General features: G+C 72.3%; 16 protein-coding genes. 9 read left to right on the top strand and 7 right to left on the bottom strand.

Going from position 1 to position 16,945, the window contains the following annotated elements; all coding sequences use genetic code 11:
* The first annotated feature begins 20 nt into the window (after nt 1-20).
* Nucleotides 21-734 carry a PspA/IM30 family protein gene (locus C1N81_RS19410; protein WP_394430785.1) on the top strand — a complete coding sequence of 238 codons (714 nt, stop codon included), beginning with the start codon at nt 21-23 and terminating at the stop codon, nt 732-734.
* A 6-nt stretch (nt 735-740) separates the two neighbouring features.
* Here the strand turns inward: C1N81_RS19410 and C1N81_RS19415 are convergent, their stop codons facing one another.
* The 7 genes from C1N81_RS19415 to C1N81_RS19445 form a co-directional block, all read right to left on the bottom strand.
* Nucleotides 741-3,359, bottom strand: a complete 2,619-nt coding sequence (locus C1N81_RS19415; RefSeq protein WP_394430787.1) for a SpoIIE family protein phosphatase — start codon at nt 3,357-3,359, stop codon at nt 741-743.
* A 243-nt stretch (nt 3,360-3,602) separates the two neighbouring features.
* Nucleotides 3,603-4,019, bottom strand: coding sequence for an ATP-binding protein (locus C1N81_RS19420; protein WP_394430789.1), 417 nt, complete (start codon nt 4,017-4,019; stop codon nt 3,603-3,605).
* Between the two features lie 153 nt (nt 4,020-4,172).
* Entirely contained in the window at nt 4,173-4,583 is a 411-nt protein-coding gene (locus C1N81_RS19425) for a (deoxy)nucleoside triphosphate pyrophosphohydrolase (protein WP_394430791.1), read from the bottom strand.
* A gap of 21 nt (nt 4,584-4,604) precedes the next feature.
* Nucleotides 4,605-4,808: an SPOR domain-containing protein gene (locus C1N81_RS19430; protein WP_394430793.1), complete on the bottom strand. Its 204-nt coding sequence runs from the start codon at nt 4,806-4,808 to the stop codon at nt 4,605-4,607.
* Nucleotides 4,809-5,186: 378 nt separating this feature from the next.
* Complete coding sequence (locus C1N81_RS19435) at nt 5,187-5,939, bottom strand: GntR family transcriptional regulator (protein WP_394430795.1); 753 nt, start codon at nt 5,937-5,939, stop codon at nt 5,187-5,189.
* Between the two features lie 216 nt (nt 5,940-6,155).
* Nucleotides 6,156-7,283, bottom strand: coding sequence for a threonine synthase (locus tag C1N81_RS19440; RefSeq protein ID WP_394430797.1), 1,128 nt, complete (start codon nt 7,281-7,283; stop codon nt 6,156-6,158).
* Between the two features lie 91 nt (nt 7,284-7,374).
* Entirely contained in the window at nt 7,375-8,319 is a 945-nt protein-coding gene (locus C1N81_RS19445) for an ACP S-malonyltransferase (protein WP_394430799.1), read from the bottom strand.
* Nucleotides 8,320-8,483: 164 nt separating this feature from the next.
* On the opposite strand from C1N81_RS19445, the gene C1N81_RS19450 reads away from it, so the two are divergent.
* From C1N81_RS19450 to C1N81_RS19485, 8 genes are all read left to right on the top strand, one after another.
* Entirely contained in the window at nt 8,484-10,112 is a 1,629-nt protein-coding gene (locus C1N81_RS19450; RefSeq protein ID WP_394430801.1) for an acyl-CoA carboxylase subunit beta, read from the top strand.
* Entirely contained in the window at nt 10,109-10,330 is a 222-nt protein-coding gene (locus C1N81_RS19455) for an acyl-CoA carboxylase subunit epsilon (protein WP_394430803.1), read from the top strand. Before C1N81_RS19450 ends, C1N81_RS19455 begins: the two co-directional genes overlap by 4 nt.
* A gap of 217 nt (nt 10,331-10,547) precedes the next feature.
* On the top strand, nt 10,548-11,612 hold the full coding sequence (locus tag C1N81_RS19460) for an AfsA-related hotdog domain-containing protein (protein WP_394430805.1): 1,065 nt from the start codon (nt 10,548-10,550) through the stop codon (nt 11,610-11,612).
* Entirely contained in the window at nt 11,609-12,655 is a 1,047-nt protein-coding gene (locus C1N81_RS19465; RefSeq protein WP_394430807.1) for a beta-ketoacyl-[acyl-carrier-protein] synthase family protein, read from the top strand. The genes C1N81_RS19460 and C1N81_RS19465 overlap by 4 nt, the downstream gene beginning before the upstream one ends.
* A gap of 42 nt (nt 12,656-12,697) precedes the next feature.
* Nucleotides 12,698-14,326 carry an FAD-dependent oxidoreductase gene (locus tag C1N81_RS19470; protein ID WP_394430809.1) on the top strand — a complete coding sequence of 543 codons (1,629 nt, stop codon included), beginning with the start codon at nt 12,698-12,700 and terminating at the stop codon, nt 14,324-14,326.
* Nucleotides 14,323-15,360 (top strand): beta-ketoacyl-ACP synthase III, encoded by a 1,038-nt coding sequence (locus tag C1N81_RS19475; RefSeq protein ID WP_394430811.1) that lies wholly within the window; start codon nt 14,323-14,325, stop codon nt 15,358-15,360. Before C1N81_RS19470 ends, C1N81_RS19475 begins: the two co-directional genes overlap by 4 nt.
* Nucleotides 15,361-15,437: 77 nt before the next feature.
* Nucleotides 15,438-15,695 (top strand): acyl carrier protein, encoded by a 258-nt coding sequence (locus C1N81_RS19480; RefSeq protein WP_394430813.1) that lies wholly within the window; start codon nt 15,438-15,440, stop codon nt 15,693-15,695.
* Nucleotides 15,692-16,933, top strand: a complete 1,242-nt coding sequence (locus C1N81_RS19485) for a beta-ketoacyl-[acyl-carrier-protein] synthase family protein (protein ID WP_394430815.1) — start codon at nt 15,692-15,694, stop codon at nt 16,931-16,933. Before C1N81_RS19480 ends, C1N81_RS19485 begins: the two co-directional genes overlap by 4 nt.
* The last annotated feature ends 12 nt before the right edge of the window (nt 16,934-16,945 follow it).

A 16,945-nucleotide genomic window follows, 5' to 3' on the forward strand; every position in this document is an offset into this window, starting at 1 on the left:
CCCCGACGGAGGACCTGACCATGACCAAGCAGACCATTTTCAGCCGGGTCGCCACCCTCGCGAAGGCGAACATCAACGCGCTGCTCGACAACGCGGAGGACCCCCAGAAGATGCTCGACCAGCTCATCCGCGACTACACGAACAACATCCGGGAGGCCGAGGACGCGGTCGCGGCGACCATCGGCAATCTGCGGATGCTGGAGCAGGACCACCAGGAGGACGTGGACGCGGCCGCCGAGTGGGGCACGAAGGCGCTGGCCGCCAGCAGGAAGGCGGACGAGCTGCGGGCCGCCGGGACGACGGCGGAGGCGGACACGTTCGACCACCTCGCCAAGGTCGCGCTCGGCCGCCAGCTCCAGGCCGAGAAGGAGGCGAAGGGCGCCGAGCCGACGATCGCCGCGCAGACCGAGGTCGTCGACAAGCTGAAGTCCGGCCTCACCCAGATGCAGGAAAAGCTGAAGGAACTCCAGGCCAAGCGCGACCAGCTGGTGGCCCGCGCGAAGACCGCGCAGGCGCAGAACCAGATGCTGGACGCGGCGAAGAACATCGACGTCCTGGACCCGACGAGCGAGCTGCACCGTTTCGAGGAGAAGGTGCGCCGCGAGGAGGCCAAGGCGCTCGGCAAGCAGGAGCTGGCCGCCTCCTCGCTCGACGCGCAGTTCGAGCAGCTGGACTCGCTCGGCGACGACGCGGAGATCGCGGCCCGCCTGTCCGCGCTGAAGAACCCCGCGTGAGGCCGCTCAGAACAGGCTGAGCAGCGCCTCCGTCGGATCCACGAGCCCGGTCCCGCCGTCCGGCAGCGCCATCTCGAACCAGACCGTCTTGCCGCGCGGCGTACGGCGTGACCCCCACGCCGCGCTGAGCAGCCCGACGAGCTGGAGCCCGCGCCCGCCCTCGTCGGTGTCGCGGGCGCGGCGGCGGCGCGGCTGCACGAGCCCCGCGTCCCACACCTCGCACACCAGGGTGCGGTCGAGCAGCAGGCGGAGCCTGATGTCGCCCTCGCCGTAGCGCAGGGCGTTGGTGACCAGCTCGCTGACGAGCAGCTCGGTCGTGTCGACCAGGGGTTCGAGCTCCCAGGTGGTCAGCTGCTCCCGCGCCAGCTCGCGCGCCAGGCCCACCGACTTGGGTTCGCGCGGCAGCGTCCAGTCGCCGACGTTCTCGCTGGGCAGCCCCTCGATCCGGGCCATGAGCAGGGCGATGTCGTCCTCGCCGTGGTGCGTGTCGAGGGTGGTGAGGACGTGGTCGCAGACGTCCTCGAGGGCGGGCGCCGGATCGTCCAGGACGGCACGGAACGCGGAGAGCCCCTCGTCGAGCGGATGGTCACGGGACTCGACGAGCCCGTCCGTGTAGAGGGCGAGCAGCGATCCCTCGGGCAGTTCGACCTCCACCTCCTCGAACGGTTCGCCGCCCACGCCGAGCGGCATCCCCGGCGGCACGTCGAGCATCAGGGCGCCGTCGCCGGGCGCGACCAGGACAGGTGGCAGGTGCCCGGCGTTGGCGAAGGTGCAGCGCCGGGTGACGGCGTCGTAGACCGCGTAGACGCAGGTGGCGAGGTAGACCTCGGACAGGTCGGCGTCGGCGGGCTTGCCGCGCACGGAGCGGGTGGCCTGCTGGACGCCGCCGGGCGTGCCGAGCCCGCGCGCGATCTCGTCGAGCGCGCTCAGCACTTCGGCGGGTTCGAGGTCGAGCAGCGCCAGCGTCCGTACGGCGGTGCGCAGTTCTCCCATGGCGACGGCGGCGCGAAGGCCGCGCCCCATGACGTCCCCGATGACGAGCGCGGTGCGGTGTCCGGGCAGCTCGATGACGTCGAACCAGTCGCCGCCGACCTCGGTCGCGGCATTGCCGGGCAGGTAGCGGCAGGCGATGTCGAGCCCGGACGCCTCGGGGTTGTCGGGCGGCAGGAGCGAGCGCTGGAGGATCAGGGCGCGCTCGTGCTCGCGGCGGTACAGGCGTGCGTTGTCGATACAGACCGCCGCGCGCGCGGCCAGCTCCATCGCGAGCGCCCGGTCCCGCTCGTTGAACGGCTCGCTGCCCTTCGTGCGGGAGAACTGCACGAGCCCGACGACCGTGTCGTGCGCGACCATCGGCACCGCGAGCGTGGACTGCACGAGGTCGCCCGGCTCGGCGGGCAGCAGCTGGGGCCGGGCGGTGCGCAGCGCGTCGGCGCAGGCGGAGTTGAACGGGAACCGGTGCACGGCGCCCACGCTGACCGGCTCCGCGCCCCCCATGTCCAGGAAGGGCACGTCGGCGACGGCGCTGGCGGCGGCGACCCGCCGCAGCTCGGCGCTCCCGTCGGCGAGGCTGTGGCTGCCGAGCGCCGCCTCGTCACCGACCAGAAGCCCCTGGTACAGGTCGACGGAGGCCAGGTCGCAGAACCCGGGCACGACGACGTCGAGCAGTTCCCGCGCGGTCGTCTCCAGGTCGAGCGAGTTGCCGATGCGGGCGCCGGCCTCGTTCAGCAGCGCCAGGTTGCGGCGGGCGTGCGCGGCCTCGCGGGCGGCGGCATGGCGCCGGGTGACGTCGGTGGAGAGCCCGGCGATCCCGATGGGCCGCCCCGAACCGCTGTGCACGCGGTAGAGGTTGATGGACCAGTGCCGCCGCTCCGAGGAGCCGGGCACGGTCCCGACGAGCTGCATGTCGGTGACGGCGTCCCCGGTCTCCAGGACGCGGCGCAGCGCGCCCTGCACCCGGTCGGCCTCGTGGCGCGGCAGGTAGTCGTGGACGGTGCGGCCCCGGTGGTCGTCGGCCTTGCCGCCGAAGACCGAGGTGAACGTGCGGTTCGTGCGCCGCACCTTCAGATCCGTGTCGAACAGCAGGAAGCCGAACGGGGATTGGCCGAAAATGGACTGCGAGGCGGCGAGGTCCGTCTCGATGCGCCGCAGGGTCCGTACGTCGACGACGATGCAGACGGCGGCGCGCTCACCGGACTCGGTGGTCGTCGGCATCACATAGACCTCGGCGCGCGCGGTGGGCCGGTCGGCGCCCGCCCCGGCGCCCTCGCGCGGCGGCATCCGGAACGGCACGCTGCCCGTCCACTCGCGCCCGTCCAGGATCTCGGCCATCTTGCGGTGACCGCGTTCCCGGAGGTCGGCGGGGACGAACGCCTCGATCGGGTCCTTGCCCACGGCGTCCGCGGGCGCGACCCCGAAGAGGTGCGCGGCGCGCAGGCTCCACTGGTCGATCAGCCCGTCGGGCCCGATGGAGAAGGAGGCGACCTTGATGTAGTCGTAGATCGATCCGGGCGGATTCGACTGCCAGGTGTCGGACGCGCCCGCCTGGGCGCCACGGTCCGCATCCCGCGCAGACTCCGTGCCCGAGGGATCCTCGGACATCCCGGCCTTCGCTGGTATCTCGCTCACGCGAACCGTCCCCTCCAGCTCACCACGCCCGGCACCGGTCACCGGGGCGGCTGCCCGCAGTATCCAGCACTACGGGGCCGCGCAACACGGTGTTCACGATCACACCACGCTCCCGACGCTTTTTGGCCCGTCGGGGCCGATTGTTTCCGTACCCAGGGTGGAGGTACGCCCACACCCGACGCCCCGCACCCGCTGCCGATTCCCTCAACGATCACCCCTGCCGAACGGTTTCTGCTCCCTCGTCTAACCAGGCAGCGCCAGCTCGAACCACACGGTTTTGCCACCCGTGCGGGGGTCGCCCGGTCTGGTGCCCCAGCACCGGGAGGCCCCGGCGACCAGTTGGAGCCCACGGCCGCCCTCGTCGTCATGGGCGGCGGTACGGGCGCGCGGCGGATCGGGCAATGGATCGGAGACCTCCACGAGCAGCCCGCCGCGCCGCTCCCCCTGCCGGCACAGACGCACCCCGATCGGCCCGGACGCGTGCCGCATGGAGTTGGTGACCAACTCGCTGACCAGCAGCGCGGTCACATCGCTCAGCTCGGCGAGGCCCCAGTCGGCGAGCTGCGCCCGCACGGCCGCACGGGCTCCGCGGACCGCCGTCGGGTCGGCGGGGAAGGCCCACTCGGCATAGTCGCCGTCGGTGTGGAGCACGCCGATCACTTCCCTGGAACGCGAAGGAGCCCTGCCCGGTTTCAGAGGGTTAATCGGCATATACCCGGACGGAACGTGGTGCTACCGCGTCAGGGGGTGTGTGGTGGTACGGACGGCGTACGCGGGGTCGCCATGGGCGCACGGGGATCGCGCGCCCGGCGGTCACCCCGAGGCCACCGTCTGCTTGACGGCGGGAACGTCCTGATCCAGCCAGTCGACGGACCAGATGGCGTCGGCTTCCAGCCAGCGCAGCTCGTCGTGGTCCTGGAGGGCGGCGGGAGCGCCGGAGACGAGCCGCGTCCGCCACACCCGCAGGACGTATCCGGGCTTCAGCTCCCACTCCCCCGCGACGCGCTCCTCGGGCCGGGCCTCGACGCCCAGCTCCTCGCGCAGCTCCCGTACGAGGGCCTGCTCCGGGCTCTCGCCCGGCTCGACCTTGCCGCCGGGCAGTTCCCAGCGCCCCGCGAGTTCGGGGGGCGCGCTCCGTCGCGCGGCGAGCAGGCGGCCCGCGTCGTCGTACAGGGCCGCGGCGACCACCACGACGGGCCGGGGCGGAGTGGGTGCAGAAGGCATGTGCCGGAGCCTACGGCCCCGTCAGCGCCCCGCGCCGTTCTGCCCCGGCTCCGGGTTCGGGGTGAGGCGCTCGACCCAGTAGAGCTGCTTGTGGCCGCCGTTGTCGAAGCTGTCGGCCGTGCGCTGCGCCTCGGCCCGGGTCGCGAACCTCCCGACGCGATAGCGGTTGCCGTTGTCGTCCTCGCGAATGACAAGCCACGGAAGTGTGGTCGTGTTGTCCGTCATCGCGCCCCTCCACTCCCCGACTCCGGCTCGCATGGTGCCCCGCCCCCTAAGCGTCCTGAGGAAACCGCAATCCGCATATGCCCGAGCCTACGCCTGACCTTTACGGAGCGGATACGCATTGGCACAAAGAGATACGCAACAAGCCACGGAGCGTTGTTGCACGCTGGAACACAACAAAAGGGGCGCGTCACGAGGACACGCCCCTGCTCCCCCGCGCTCCCCACGTCAGGGGGGCGGAACCGGCCGCGGCGCAAGGCGGAACGCCGCGCGCCACCCACCCGACAAATCGTCAACAAGAACAGAGCAGGCAAAGCCGAAGCCAAGAAAGGCCAGATTCCATCGCAGAGCCGCCCCCGGGACCCTCCGCCCCAGGAGTTCTTACTTCACCGGCAGGTGATAGGCGATGCGATAGCGATCGGCGGGAACGACGACATCGGCCGTCTCCACGGGTCTCCCGGACGCGAAAAAGGTCCGGTGAATGACCAGCACGACATGGCCGGGCACCCCGCCCAGAGCACTCAGCTCCTCGGCGAGCCCGGGGCGGGCGGCGACTTCCTCCGTCATGTTGTCCACGACCACGTCGATCGCCGCCATGCGCTCGACGACTCCGCAGCCGCCGAGCGGCCCCTCCTCGGGCAGCATGACGGGCGTACGCCCGGTGACGGCCAGCGGCTCCCACGAGGTGGCGAGCATCACCGCCTCCCCCGCGTCCCGGTACACGTACTTCGTGCACATGACGCGGTCGCCGATCCGCACGCCGAGGCGCTCGGCGATCCCCCCGTCGGCCTCGATCTGCTCACTGCGCGAATCCCAGGACCCGCGCGCCGCCGGGTCGGCCTGCTCCTGCCGGAACGGGGTCGATCCCCCGCCCGTCTGATAGCCGCTCCGGGCCACCCGCCGCGGGACGGGCCGCTCGCGCACATAGGTCCCGGACCCGGAACGCCCCTCGACGAGGCCCTCGGCCATCAGCACCTTGCGTGCCTCAAGGGCGACCGTGTCGGAGACCCCGTACTCCTCACGGATTCTGGCCTGGGAGGGGAGCCGGGTGAGCGGCGGCAGTGAGCCGTTGACGATCTTCCTGCGCAGGTCTCCCGCGACACGCAGGTACGCCGGCTGCTCACCGAATGCCACTGGTTGCTTCCCCTCGAATCCCCATCAGATTGACAGACAGCAACAGCGTGGCAACCGTGGGTTGAGCCATGCAAGCAAAGGCCAGGGAATCACCCGAAGTGATGACATGCAGCGCCGCAAGTCTTTACTCAGCGACTTTCTCCAGGTAGTGCAGGATTCACACATCGATGCGCGCCCCAAAAGCCCGTACGGAAGCACCTTCGGCACCACTCACCGCTACCGGCTCTCCGCCAGACCCGTCTTCAGTCCGGCCCCGCAGAGGGGGACGACGGCGGCCCGCCCGTTGAGGACGGCGGCGACCGGACCGCCCTCCCGGGTGGCCGCCCAGCACGCGGCACCGGTCGACTCCACGAACAGCCCGCGCGAGGCCAGATCCCGCTGGGCGTGCCGGATCTGATCATCCGTCACGGTGTGGACGGCGCCCCCGGACTCCCGTACGACCCGCAGGATCTGCCGCGCACGGGCGGGCAGCGGAATGGCGATCCCCTCGCCCAACGTGGGCACCGCGGGCACCGCCTCGACCACGTCCTGCGCCCCGTCCCGCCATGCCCGGGCCAACGGCGCGACAGCCGCGGTCTGCACCGCATGGAGCGCCGGCCGCCGATCGATGAGCCCGGCACTGTGCAACTCGGCGATCGCGAGCGCGGCCCCCAGCAGCAGCGTCCCATTGCCCACCGGCACGACAAGCACCTCGGGAAGCCGCCCGCCGAGGTCCTCCCACACCTCATGGACGTACGTCTTGGTCCCGTGCAGGAAGTAGGGGTTGTGCACATGGCTGGCATAGAAGACCCCGGGCTCGTCGGCCACGGACCGGGCGGCCCGCGCGGTGGCCTCCCGGTCCCCGGCGACGATCTCGAGCCGGGCCCCGTGAGCCCGAATCTGCTCCACCTTCTTGCCGGACGTCCCCTCGGGCACGTACACGGTGCAGGCCAGCTGGGCCCGCGCGCAGTAGGCGGCGACAGCGGTCCCGGCGTTCCCGCTGCTGTCGGCGATGACCCGCTCGGGCCGCAGCCGCCCGGCAAGCGCGGCGAGCATGACGGCCCCCCGGTCCTTGAACGAGAGGGTCGGCATCAGGAAGTCCAACTTGGCGGAGACGTCCCCCGCCAGCGGGACAAGAGGCGTACGCCCTTCTCCTAACGAACACTCCGCGGGCCCGGCCAGCGGCAGACACTCGGCATACCGCCACAGCGAGTTGACCCGCCCGCTCAAGGAGGCGAGCGAGGCGGGCGTAGGAGCCCAGTCGAGGTCGAGCGGTCCCCGGCACACGGGACAGCACCAGTCGAGGGACCCGGCGGGAACACGCGTTCCGTCGAGGGGGCAGTAGCAATCAGGAAGGGCGCTCATGAGGGCACCCTAGGCCGAGGGCCGAAACGGCGAGCGGGGACATGCCCCGGGCCGGCCCGGGGCATGTCCCTGCTCTCCCCGACCTCCGCCCCTACGCCGCCACCGGCACGGTGAACTTGTGGGCCGGGACGTCCCGGAGGGACCTGCGGGCCAGGCCCGCGAGCGTGCCGCCGGGGCCGATGTCCAGGAAAGCCGTGCAGTCCAGCTCCTCGTGGAGGGTCGTCAGGGACTCCGCCCAGCGGACCCTGCCGACCAGTTGCCGGGTACTGAGTTCCTGCCACTGGCTGCCGCCGTAGTGCGCGCGGGCATCGACGTTCGCGACCACCGGCAGCACGCCTGCCGCGAAATGGGTCACCTGCAGGGCCCGGCGCAGGGCAGCGCTCGCGGACTCCATGTACGGGCTGTGGCAGGCGGCCGTCACCGGCAGGACGCTGAGGCGGAGGCCGGACTCCGCCGCGCGCCGCGCCGCCGCGTCGATCGCCGTACGGCTGCCCGCGATCACCGTCTGCTGGGGGCTGTTGTGGTTGGCCACCCACAGGTCGGCGCCCTCCTGGCGGAAGGCGTCGACCAGGGCGGTGACCTCCTCGACGGTTCCGCCCATGACGGCGGCCATCGCCCCGGGGTGGCGCCGGGCCGCCTCCGCCATGGCGCGGCCGCGCTCGCCGACCAGCCAGGCGCCGTCCGCCACCGAGAGAACACCGGCGGCGACCAGGGCCGTGTACTCGCCGAGGCTGTGTCCGGCGACCGCCGCCACCCGCGCGCCCGGCTCGTGGCCGCGGAACTCCGACCAGGCGAGCAGCGAGGCCGTGAACACCGAGATCTGGGCGTGGTCGGTGCGCGACAGCGCCTCCTGGCCGGCCGTGAGCAACAGCTCGGCGACGTCGAACCCGGAGGCCCGCGCGACGGTCTCGACGAGCTCCCAGGACTCGGTGTCACGCCAGGGCTCGCCCATCCCGGGCCGCTGGACTCCCTGTCCGGGAAAGAGAACGGCGTAGCGCGGCGAGGAGTCGGCGGACTCGTGGAGGTACGTGGTCATGGTCTTCCCTTCCGGTGACGGTCGGGAAAAGCATCCGGGGGGTCCGCTCAAGGCCCGGAAAAGAATTGCCATTTGATTCGGCCTTGAGTCGCACATTGTCGGCCACCCCGAATCCTGTTTCCCGATGGCGCCGGTCAGGTGCCGTCCGGATGGGAGGAGATGACATGACCACCGTGGTGGAGGAACCCGTCACACCCAGCTCGGACACGCTCGGGGAGACGGAGACGGAGCCGGGGCGGCCCGACAGCGTGCATGTGCGCGTCGAGGAGTTGCGCCGGCTGCGCGCCGAGGTACAGGCGGGCCCCGGGGTGCGGGCGACGCAGGCGCAGCACGACCGGGGCAAGCTCACGGCCCGCGAACGCATCGAACTCCTCCTCGACGAGGGTTCGTTCACCGAGCTGGAGGCGCTGCGCAGGCATCGTGCCACGGGCTTCGGCCTGGAGCGGCGCCGGCCGCACACCGACGGGGTGATCACGGGCTGGGGCACGGTCGACGGGCGTCAGGTCTTCGTCTACGCCCATGACTTCCGGATCTTCGGCGGCGCGCTCGGCGAGTCCCACGCCCAGAAGATCCACAAGTTGATGGATCTCGCCGAGGCGTCGGGCGCCCCGCTGGTCAGCCTCTGCGACGGCGCGGGCGCCCGGATCCAGGAAGGCGTCACCGCGCTCGCCGGATACGGCGGGATCTTCACCCGCAACGCCCGCTCGTCCGGGGTGATCCCGCAGATCAGCGTCATCCTCGGGCCGTGCGCGGGAGGGGCCGCGTACTCACCGGCGCTGACCGACTTCACGTTCATGGTGCGGGGCGTGGCGCAGATGTTCATCACCGGCCCCGACGTGGTGCAGGCGGTCACCGGCGAGCGCGTGAGCATGGACGAGCTGGGCGGGGCGGACGTGCACGCGTCGGTCTCGGGTGTCTCCGCGTTCGCCTACGACGACGAGGTGTCCTGCCTGGAGGACGTGCGCCATCTGCTCTCGTTCCTGCCGTCGAACAACCGGCAGGCTCCGCCCGTGGTGGCCACCGACGATCCGCCGGACCGGCGCACCGACGCCCTGGCCGATCTCGTGCCCGTGGACCCCGCGCGGGGCTATGACGTACTCGCCGTCATCGAGGAGATCGTCGACGACGGCGAGTACTTCGAGATCCAGCCCGACTGGGCGAACAACGTGGTGTGCGCGCTGACCAGGATCGACGGGCAGGTCGTCGGCATCGTCGCGAACCAGCCGATGGCCAGCGCCGGCGTCCTCGACATCAAGGCCAGCGAGAAGGCGGCACGGTTCGTGTCCCTGTGCGACGCCTTCAACATCCCGCTGGTCACCCTGCTCGACGTGCCCGGCTTCCTGCCGGGTGTCGAGCAGGAGCACAACGGCATCATCCGGCACGGCGCGAAGCTCCTGTACGCGTACTGCAACGCGACCGTCCCGCGCATCCAGCTCATCATGCGCAAGGCGTACGGCGGCGCGTACATCGTGATGGACTCCCGGTCGGTGGGCGCGGACCTCTCCTTCGCCTGGCCCACGAACGAGGTGGCGGTGATGGGCGCCGAGGGCGCCGCGAACGTCATCTTCCGGCGGCAGATCGCCGCCGCCGACGATCCCCCGGCGATGCGTGAGCGGATGGTCGCGGAGTACAGGGCCGAGCTGATGCACCCGTACTACGCGGCCGAGCGCGGCCTCGTGGACGACGTCGTCGAACCGGGCGAGACCCGGGCCGTGCTCGCCAGGTCGCTGGCCATGCTGCGGACGAAGCACCGCGCACTGCCGCAGCGCAAACACGGGATCACCCCGCTGTGACCGCCGCCACCGGCACCGATGTCCTGCGGGCGGCCGCGTTCCGGGTGGTGCGCGGCAACCCGACCCCCGACGAACTCGCCGCGCTCGTCGCCGTGCTGACGGTGACCCTGCGCTCCCGGGAGGGCGCCGACGCCGGCGACACCCCGGTGGCGCCCGCGCGCGCGGACTGGGACCGGCCCGCCGACGGCTGGCGCAGCCCGCTCGCCTGGGCTGCCTGAGTGCGCCGCGCGGCGTCTTGAGACCGCCTTTAGTGAGCCCTTTGCCACCCCCCTCGAAAATAAAACCAAGCGAGGGAAGAGAAGAGGAAGGCCCGGAGCTCCAGAAAATTCCGAAGCTCCAGAAGATTACGGGGTTCCGGGAAATTCCGGAGCAACGGAAAATCCCGGAGTTCCGGAGAATTCCCTTCTCTCCTCGCACCGTTCCAGGAGGACGAATATGAGCACCGAGACCGCCGAGACCCCCGCTTCCAAGACCTGCCTGCCGGGCGCCGCGAACCTCGAATTCATGCGCACCGTGGACCGTTCCCTGCTCCACCGCTGGGCGCTCTCCGAGGTCTTTCTGACGGACAGCCGGCAGACCGGCGAGAACGACTACCTCGCCGCCGCCCAGCTCCCCCCGTCCCACGCCTACTACACCGAGCACACCTCGCGGCTCGGCGCCCCCGACCCGATGCTGCTCCTGGAGTGCTGCCGGCAGGCCGAGACGTACGGCGGCCACGAGTTCGCCGGGGTCTCGCGCTCCAGCAAGTTCCTGCTGCGGTCCTGGTCCATGGAGCTGCCCGGGCTGCTCACCCTGCCCGACGAGGAGACGCCGGGCGAGCTGCGGATCTCGGTGCGCACCGGCAACCGCCGCGGCGTCCCGGGCGATGTGCGCCGGCTGACGTTCGGCATCGACATGAAGCTGGCCAAGCGCTGCCTGGGCTTCGTCAAGATGGACGTCGGCTACATCCCCGCCGAGGTCTACGACGCCGTGCGCGTCCAGGGCCGCGGCAGACCACTGATCCCCTTCAAGGACATCCCCCGCGAGAACTCCCACGTGGCGCCGCACCTCGTCGGCCGCAGCTCCCCCTCGAACGTGGTGCTCGCCTCCGCCACCGTCAACAACGACAACGCGTACGCCACCGTGCGCATCCCCCTCGACAACCGCAGCATGTTCGACCACGGCCAGGACCACGTGCCCGGCATGGTGCTCATGGAGGCCGCCCGCCAGCTGTGCCTGCTGGGAGTCTCCGATCTGTGGGGGGCCTCGGTGAGCCGCACCACGGTCGCCGGCTTCGACTTCGACTTCATGCGCTACGCCGAACTCGACGCCCCCACCACGGTCCACATCCGCAAGACCGAGCCGTACGCCCACGAGGACAACCTCAGCCTGATGCTGCCGGACCTGCGGACCTTCTACATCGAGTTCGAGCAGGACGGCGACGTCATCGCCTCCGGCCGGATGCACACCACGACGTCGGCGGCGGTCACCCCGCTGCCCGAGGGAGAGGAGTGCCTGTGATCCCCCACCACGTGTGGCTGTCGCCCTCCCAGTGGCTGCCGCCCACCGCGGAGAAGACCGTCGACGCGCTCGCCGACGGCCGGGTGACGGCCGACGAGGCCGAAGCCATGGGATACGGGCAACTCCCCGTCTCCGAGCGGGAGTCGGCACCGCAGATGGCCGTACGGGCCGCGCACCGCGCGCTGTCCGGCGCGGGCGTCCGGGCCGGTCAGCTGTCCGCCACCCTGCACGCCTGGACCTACTACCAGGGCCACGACTTCTGGTCGCCCGCCCACTACGTGGCCGCCGAGACCGGCGCCCACGGGGCGGTCCCCACCGGCATCCAGCAGATGTGCAACGGAGCGGCCGCCGCCCTGAGCACCGCGGTGGACCACATCGCGGCCGGTGGGAGCAGCGCACCGGTCCTCGTGACCACGGCGGACCGCTTCGCCCCGCCGGGCTTCGACCGCTGGGGCGGCGACTACGGGGTCTGGTACGGCGACGGCGCCACCGCGGCCGTCGTCGCACGGGCCGCCACCGCCGACGACGTACCGGAGGGCGCGCTCACCCTGCGCGCCCTGCGGACCCGGGCCGTCCCCGCGCTGGAGAGCGCCCACCGCGACGTCGGCACGTTCCACCCGGCACCGCACACGAGCAGCGCCGCCGTGGACGTGCGGCGCACCAAGAAGGCCTTCCTCGCCGCCCGGGGCAAGCCGGAGTTCCTCGGCCGGCTGCGCCGCGAGACCAGCGAGGTCCTCGCCGCCGCGCTGGACGACGCGGGCATCGGCCGCGGCGGCCGGGAGCTGCGCACCGTGCTGCTCCCCCGGCTCGGCCGGGCCACCGCCCGCGACGTGTACGGCCCCGCCGTCGCCCAGCTCACCGACGCCCCGGTCGCCGACCTCGGCGAACGCACCGGACACCTCGGCGCCGGAGACCTCCTGTCCAATCTGACCGCACTGTCCGCGGACGCGAGCCCGCTGCGGCTCGGGCCCGGCGAGTACGCCGCCGTGCTGAGCGCGGGCGCCGGGTTCACCTGGAGCGCCGTCGTGGTGCACCGCCCCTGACCGCCCCGTTACGACCCCCACTCGATGAAAGGCACACCTGTCATGACGATCCCGCTGCGTGAGGGCCCCGGCGGACGACGCCCCGTCCTCGTCGTGGGCGCGGGCCCCGTGGGCCTGGTGCTCGCCACCGAACTCCTCGCCCAGGGCGTCCCGGTGAGACTGATCGACAACTCGGCCGCCGGTCCCGTCCAGCACTCCCGCGCCAGCGTGGTCTGGCCGCGCAGCCTGGAACTCCTCGGCCGGATCGGCGCCGCCCAGGGCGTCGTGGAGTCGGGCAACCGCCTCGACTCCGTCCAGTACTACTCCCGCAAGCGGCCCATAGGCGCCATCGAGATGAGCCGGCTCACCGACACCCCGTACCCGTTCGGCGTGGTCATCCCGCAGGACACCACCGAGGCCGTCATCCGCACCCGGCTGGCGGCCCACGGAGGGGAGATCGAGTTCGGGAAGCTGACCGGGCTCGACACCTCGGGGCCGCGTCCGGTCGCCGACGTGGAGGGCGCCGACGGCCGCGTCGAGCAGATCGAGGCCGACTGGGTGGTCGGTGCGGACGGCGCCCGCAGCGCGGTCCGCGAGTTCGCCGGCATCCAGCTCCTCGGCACCGGCAACGATGTGCTCTTCGCGATAGGTGACGGGCCCGTCGACGGCGACATGGACCCCCACTCCCTCGTCTACTGCTACTCCCGCACCGGCGCCCTCGGCATCGCGCCCTTCGGCGACGGCCAGTTCCGGCTCGCCATCAGCGTGCCGGACTGGGACAAGGAGCAGGGTCCGCCGCGCGAACTGTTCCAGCACTTCCTCGACGAGCGGTCCCCCCGCCCCGGTCTGGTCGGGAACCTGGACTGGTCCACGATCTTCCGGGCCCGGCGCAGGGTCGCGGAGACGATGTGCGCGGGCCGGGTGTTCCTCGCGGGCGACGCCGCCCACGTGTTCAGCGCGGCCGGCGCCCAGGGCATGAACACCGGTATCCAGGATGCCGTCAACCTGGCCTGGAAGCTCGCCGGTGTCATCAACGGCCACTACGAGCCGGGCATCCTCGACACCTACGACTCCGACCGCCACCTGGCCGCCGAGCGCATCGTCCTGACGACCGCGAAGCAGACCAGCTGGGGCCTGTTCAAGCGCCGCCACGAGATAGCGGCGCGCGACGGCGCCCTGCGGATCGCCGCACGCACCGGCCTCCTCCAGCGCTTCGGCGCCCCGCTGATGGCGCAGCACGACGTCAGCTACCGTCCGGCCGAGTCCCTGCGCGACACCCTGCCGGGCCTCACCCGCAAGGTCCGTGCCGGTGACCGTCTCCCCGTGTTCGCCGCGCACCGCACTCCCCAGTCCGGCGCCGACCGCTGGCCCTCGGTCGACCCGGCGCGGCTCTCGCTGCTGCTGTGGGCGGGCGAGCGGCAGGACGCGGAGTGGGTCGCGGCGCGCGAGGCCCTGACGGCCGCCGCACCCGAGCGCGTCCGCGTCCAGGACATCTCCGCCTGGCCCGGCTTCGCCCCGCTCCTCGGCAAGGAGCCCAGGGCCGTCCTCGTACGGCCCGACGGACACATCGCGGCGCTGACCGCGCCCGACCCGGCCGCTGTACGGGCCGCCTTGCGCCGTGCGGGCAGTTCCTTCAGGCCGGCCGTGCGGGCCGTACGGGCCACCGAGCGGATCGAGGAGCTCGCCTCATGAGCCGCGCCGCCGTGGTCTGCGGTCTGGGCGGCGCGCTGCCCGCCACCGCCGTCACCAACGAGGAGCTGGCCGCCCGCCTCGACACCACCGACCAGTGGATCCGTACGCGTACGGGCATCGGCCTGCGCCACGTCGTCGCGCCGGGCGAGGCCACCTCGGACCTGGCCGTCGCGGCCGGTGAGCGCGCCCTGGAGTCGGCCCGCCGCGGCGGCGGCGCGCGGGACGCCGCCGTGGACCTGGTGGTCCTCGCCACCAGCACCCCCGACCGGCCGTGCCCGGGCACCGCTCCCGGCGTGGCCCACCGGCTCGGCCTCGGCACGGTCCCCGCGTTCGACGTCTCCGCCGTCTGCACCGGCTTCGTGTACGCCCTGGCCACCGCCGCCTCCATGATCACCGCGGGGGTCGCCGAACGGGCCCTGGTGATCGGCGCGGACACCTTCTCCACGATCCTCGACCCCGCCGACCGCACCACCCGCGCCATCTTCGGCGACGGCGCCGGAGCGGTGGTCCTGCGGGCCGGCGAGTCCGGCGAACCCGGCGCGCTGCTCGGCTTCGACCTGGGCAGCGACGGCGGCGGCGCCGACCTGATCACGGTGCGCGCCGGCGGCTCGCGCCAACGCTCCACGGGCCGGCCGGCCCCTGCGGGCGACGAGTTCTTCGCCATGGAGGGCCGGCCCGTCTTCACCCAGGCCGTGATCAACATGAGCGAGTCCTCGCAGCGCATCCTCGACCGGGTCGGCTGGACACCGGGCGACCTCGACAAGGTCGTGGCGCACCAGGCCAACGTCCGCATCCTGCACGCCGTCGGCGAGCAACTGGGCCTGTCGGAGAAGCAGATCGTGGTGAACCTGGACCGGGTCGGCAACACCGTCGCCGCCTCGATCCCGCTCGCCCTGTCGGACGCCGCCGCGCGGGGCGACCTCGTACCGGGTCACCGTGTCGTCCTCACCGGCTTCGGCGGCGGACTCACCTGGGGCTCGGCCGCGCTGGTCTGGCCGGACATCGAACCGGTCATGGCCCCTGCGGCCCCCTGAGCCCCCTCTCACGTTCCACCGCACACCGTTCCACCCGCACCTCAACCACATCGCCAGCACACACACCTGGAGTCGTCATGACCGCTCTTTCCGTCGAGTTCTCCCTCAAGCACCAGGTCTCCGGTCTCATCAGCGAGAAGTTCGGCCTCGACGAGGCGGAGCTGCTGTCGGGCGCCACGTTCGACGAGCTCGACATCGACTCGCTGATCCTGGTCGAGCTCAGCCTGATACTCCGCAAGGAGATGGGCGTCGTCCTGGTCGAGGGCGAGCTCAAGTCGTCCTTCACCCTCGACGAAGCCGTCGCCGTGATCGCCTCGAAGGCGGCCCAGGCATGAGCGGGGTGGCCCGGGGCCGCGGAGTCGCGGTCACCGGTATGGGCCTCGTCACCCCCGCCGGCATCGGCGTCGAGGAGAACTGGCGGCGCGTCCTGTCGGGCGTGTCCGCCGCCGCCACCGACCCCGAACTCAAGGGTGAGCGGGTCGACATCTCCTGCCGCGTCCCCGGCTTCGACCCCACGGCCGAACTGGGCCGGCGCCACGCCTGGAAGCTGGACCGGTTCGCGCAGCTCGCCATCGTCAGCGCCCGGCAGGCCGTCAAGGACGCGGGGCTCGACTGCGGCTCCTGGGACGGCACCCGGGTCGGCGTCGTCATCGGCAACTCGCTGGGCGGCGCGGCCACCCTGGAGAAGCAGCTGCGGACGTACTTCGACGGCACACCCGACGACGTGTCCGCGCTGATGATCCCGATGGGGATGGTCAACATGGTCGCCGGATACGTGGCCATGGACCAGAAGATCCACGGTCCCAGCCTGGTCACGGCGACGGCCTGCGCGTCCGGGGCGTCCGCCATCGGCACCGCCCGCGAGTGGCTGCTGTCCGGCCTGTGCGACGTGGTCCTCGCCGGCGGCACCGAGTCGGCGATCAGCCCGGGCACCCTCAACGGCCTCTCCCGGATGGGCGCCCTGTCGGCCCGCACGGGCGACCCGGCCGCCGCGTCCCGCCCCTTCGCACACGACCGGGACGGCTTCGTGGCCGGGGAGGGCGCCGCCATCCTCGTACTGGAACGGTGCGAGGACGCCACCGCCAGGGGCGCGCGCCGCTACGCCGACATCGCCGGATTCTCGGCGACGTCGGACGCGCACCACGCGACCGCGCCCCACCCGCAGGGCGCGGGTCTGGCCCGGGCCCTGCGGGACGCCCTGCGCGACGCGGGGGTGCTCCCCGACGAGGTGGAGCATGTGAACGCGCACGGCACGTCGACCCCGATGAACGACCTGACCGAGGCCAGGGCGCTGCACTCGGTGCTCGGCGACCGGGCGGCGGTGACCTCCACCAAGGGCGTCACCGGGCACACCCTGGCCGCGGCCGGTGCGGTCGAGGCCGCGTACACCGCCCTCGCCCTGCACCACGGCGCACTGCCCCCCACGGCCAACGTGGACGCGCTCGACCCGTCGATCGACGTCGACATCGACGTGGTGACCGGCGCGGCGCGGCAGCGGCGGATCCAGGTCGCCGCGAGTACGTCGCTGGGGTTCGGCGGGCACAACGCCGCCCTCGTCCTCACCGCCGCGTGAACGGGCCGGGGC

The organism is Streptomyces sp. SGAir0957 (genome assembly GCF_043523415.1).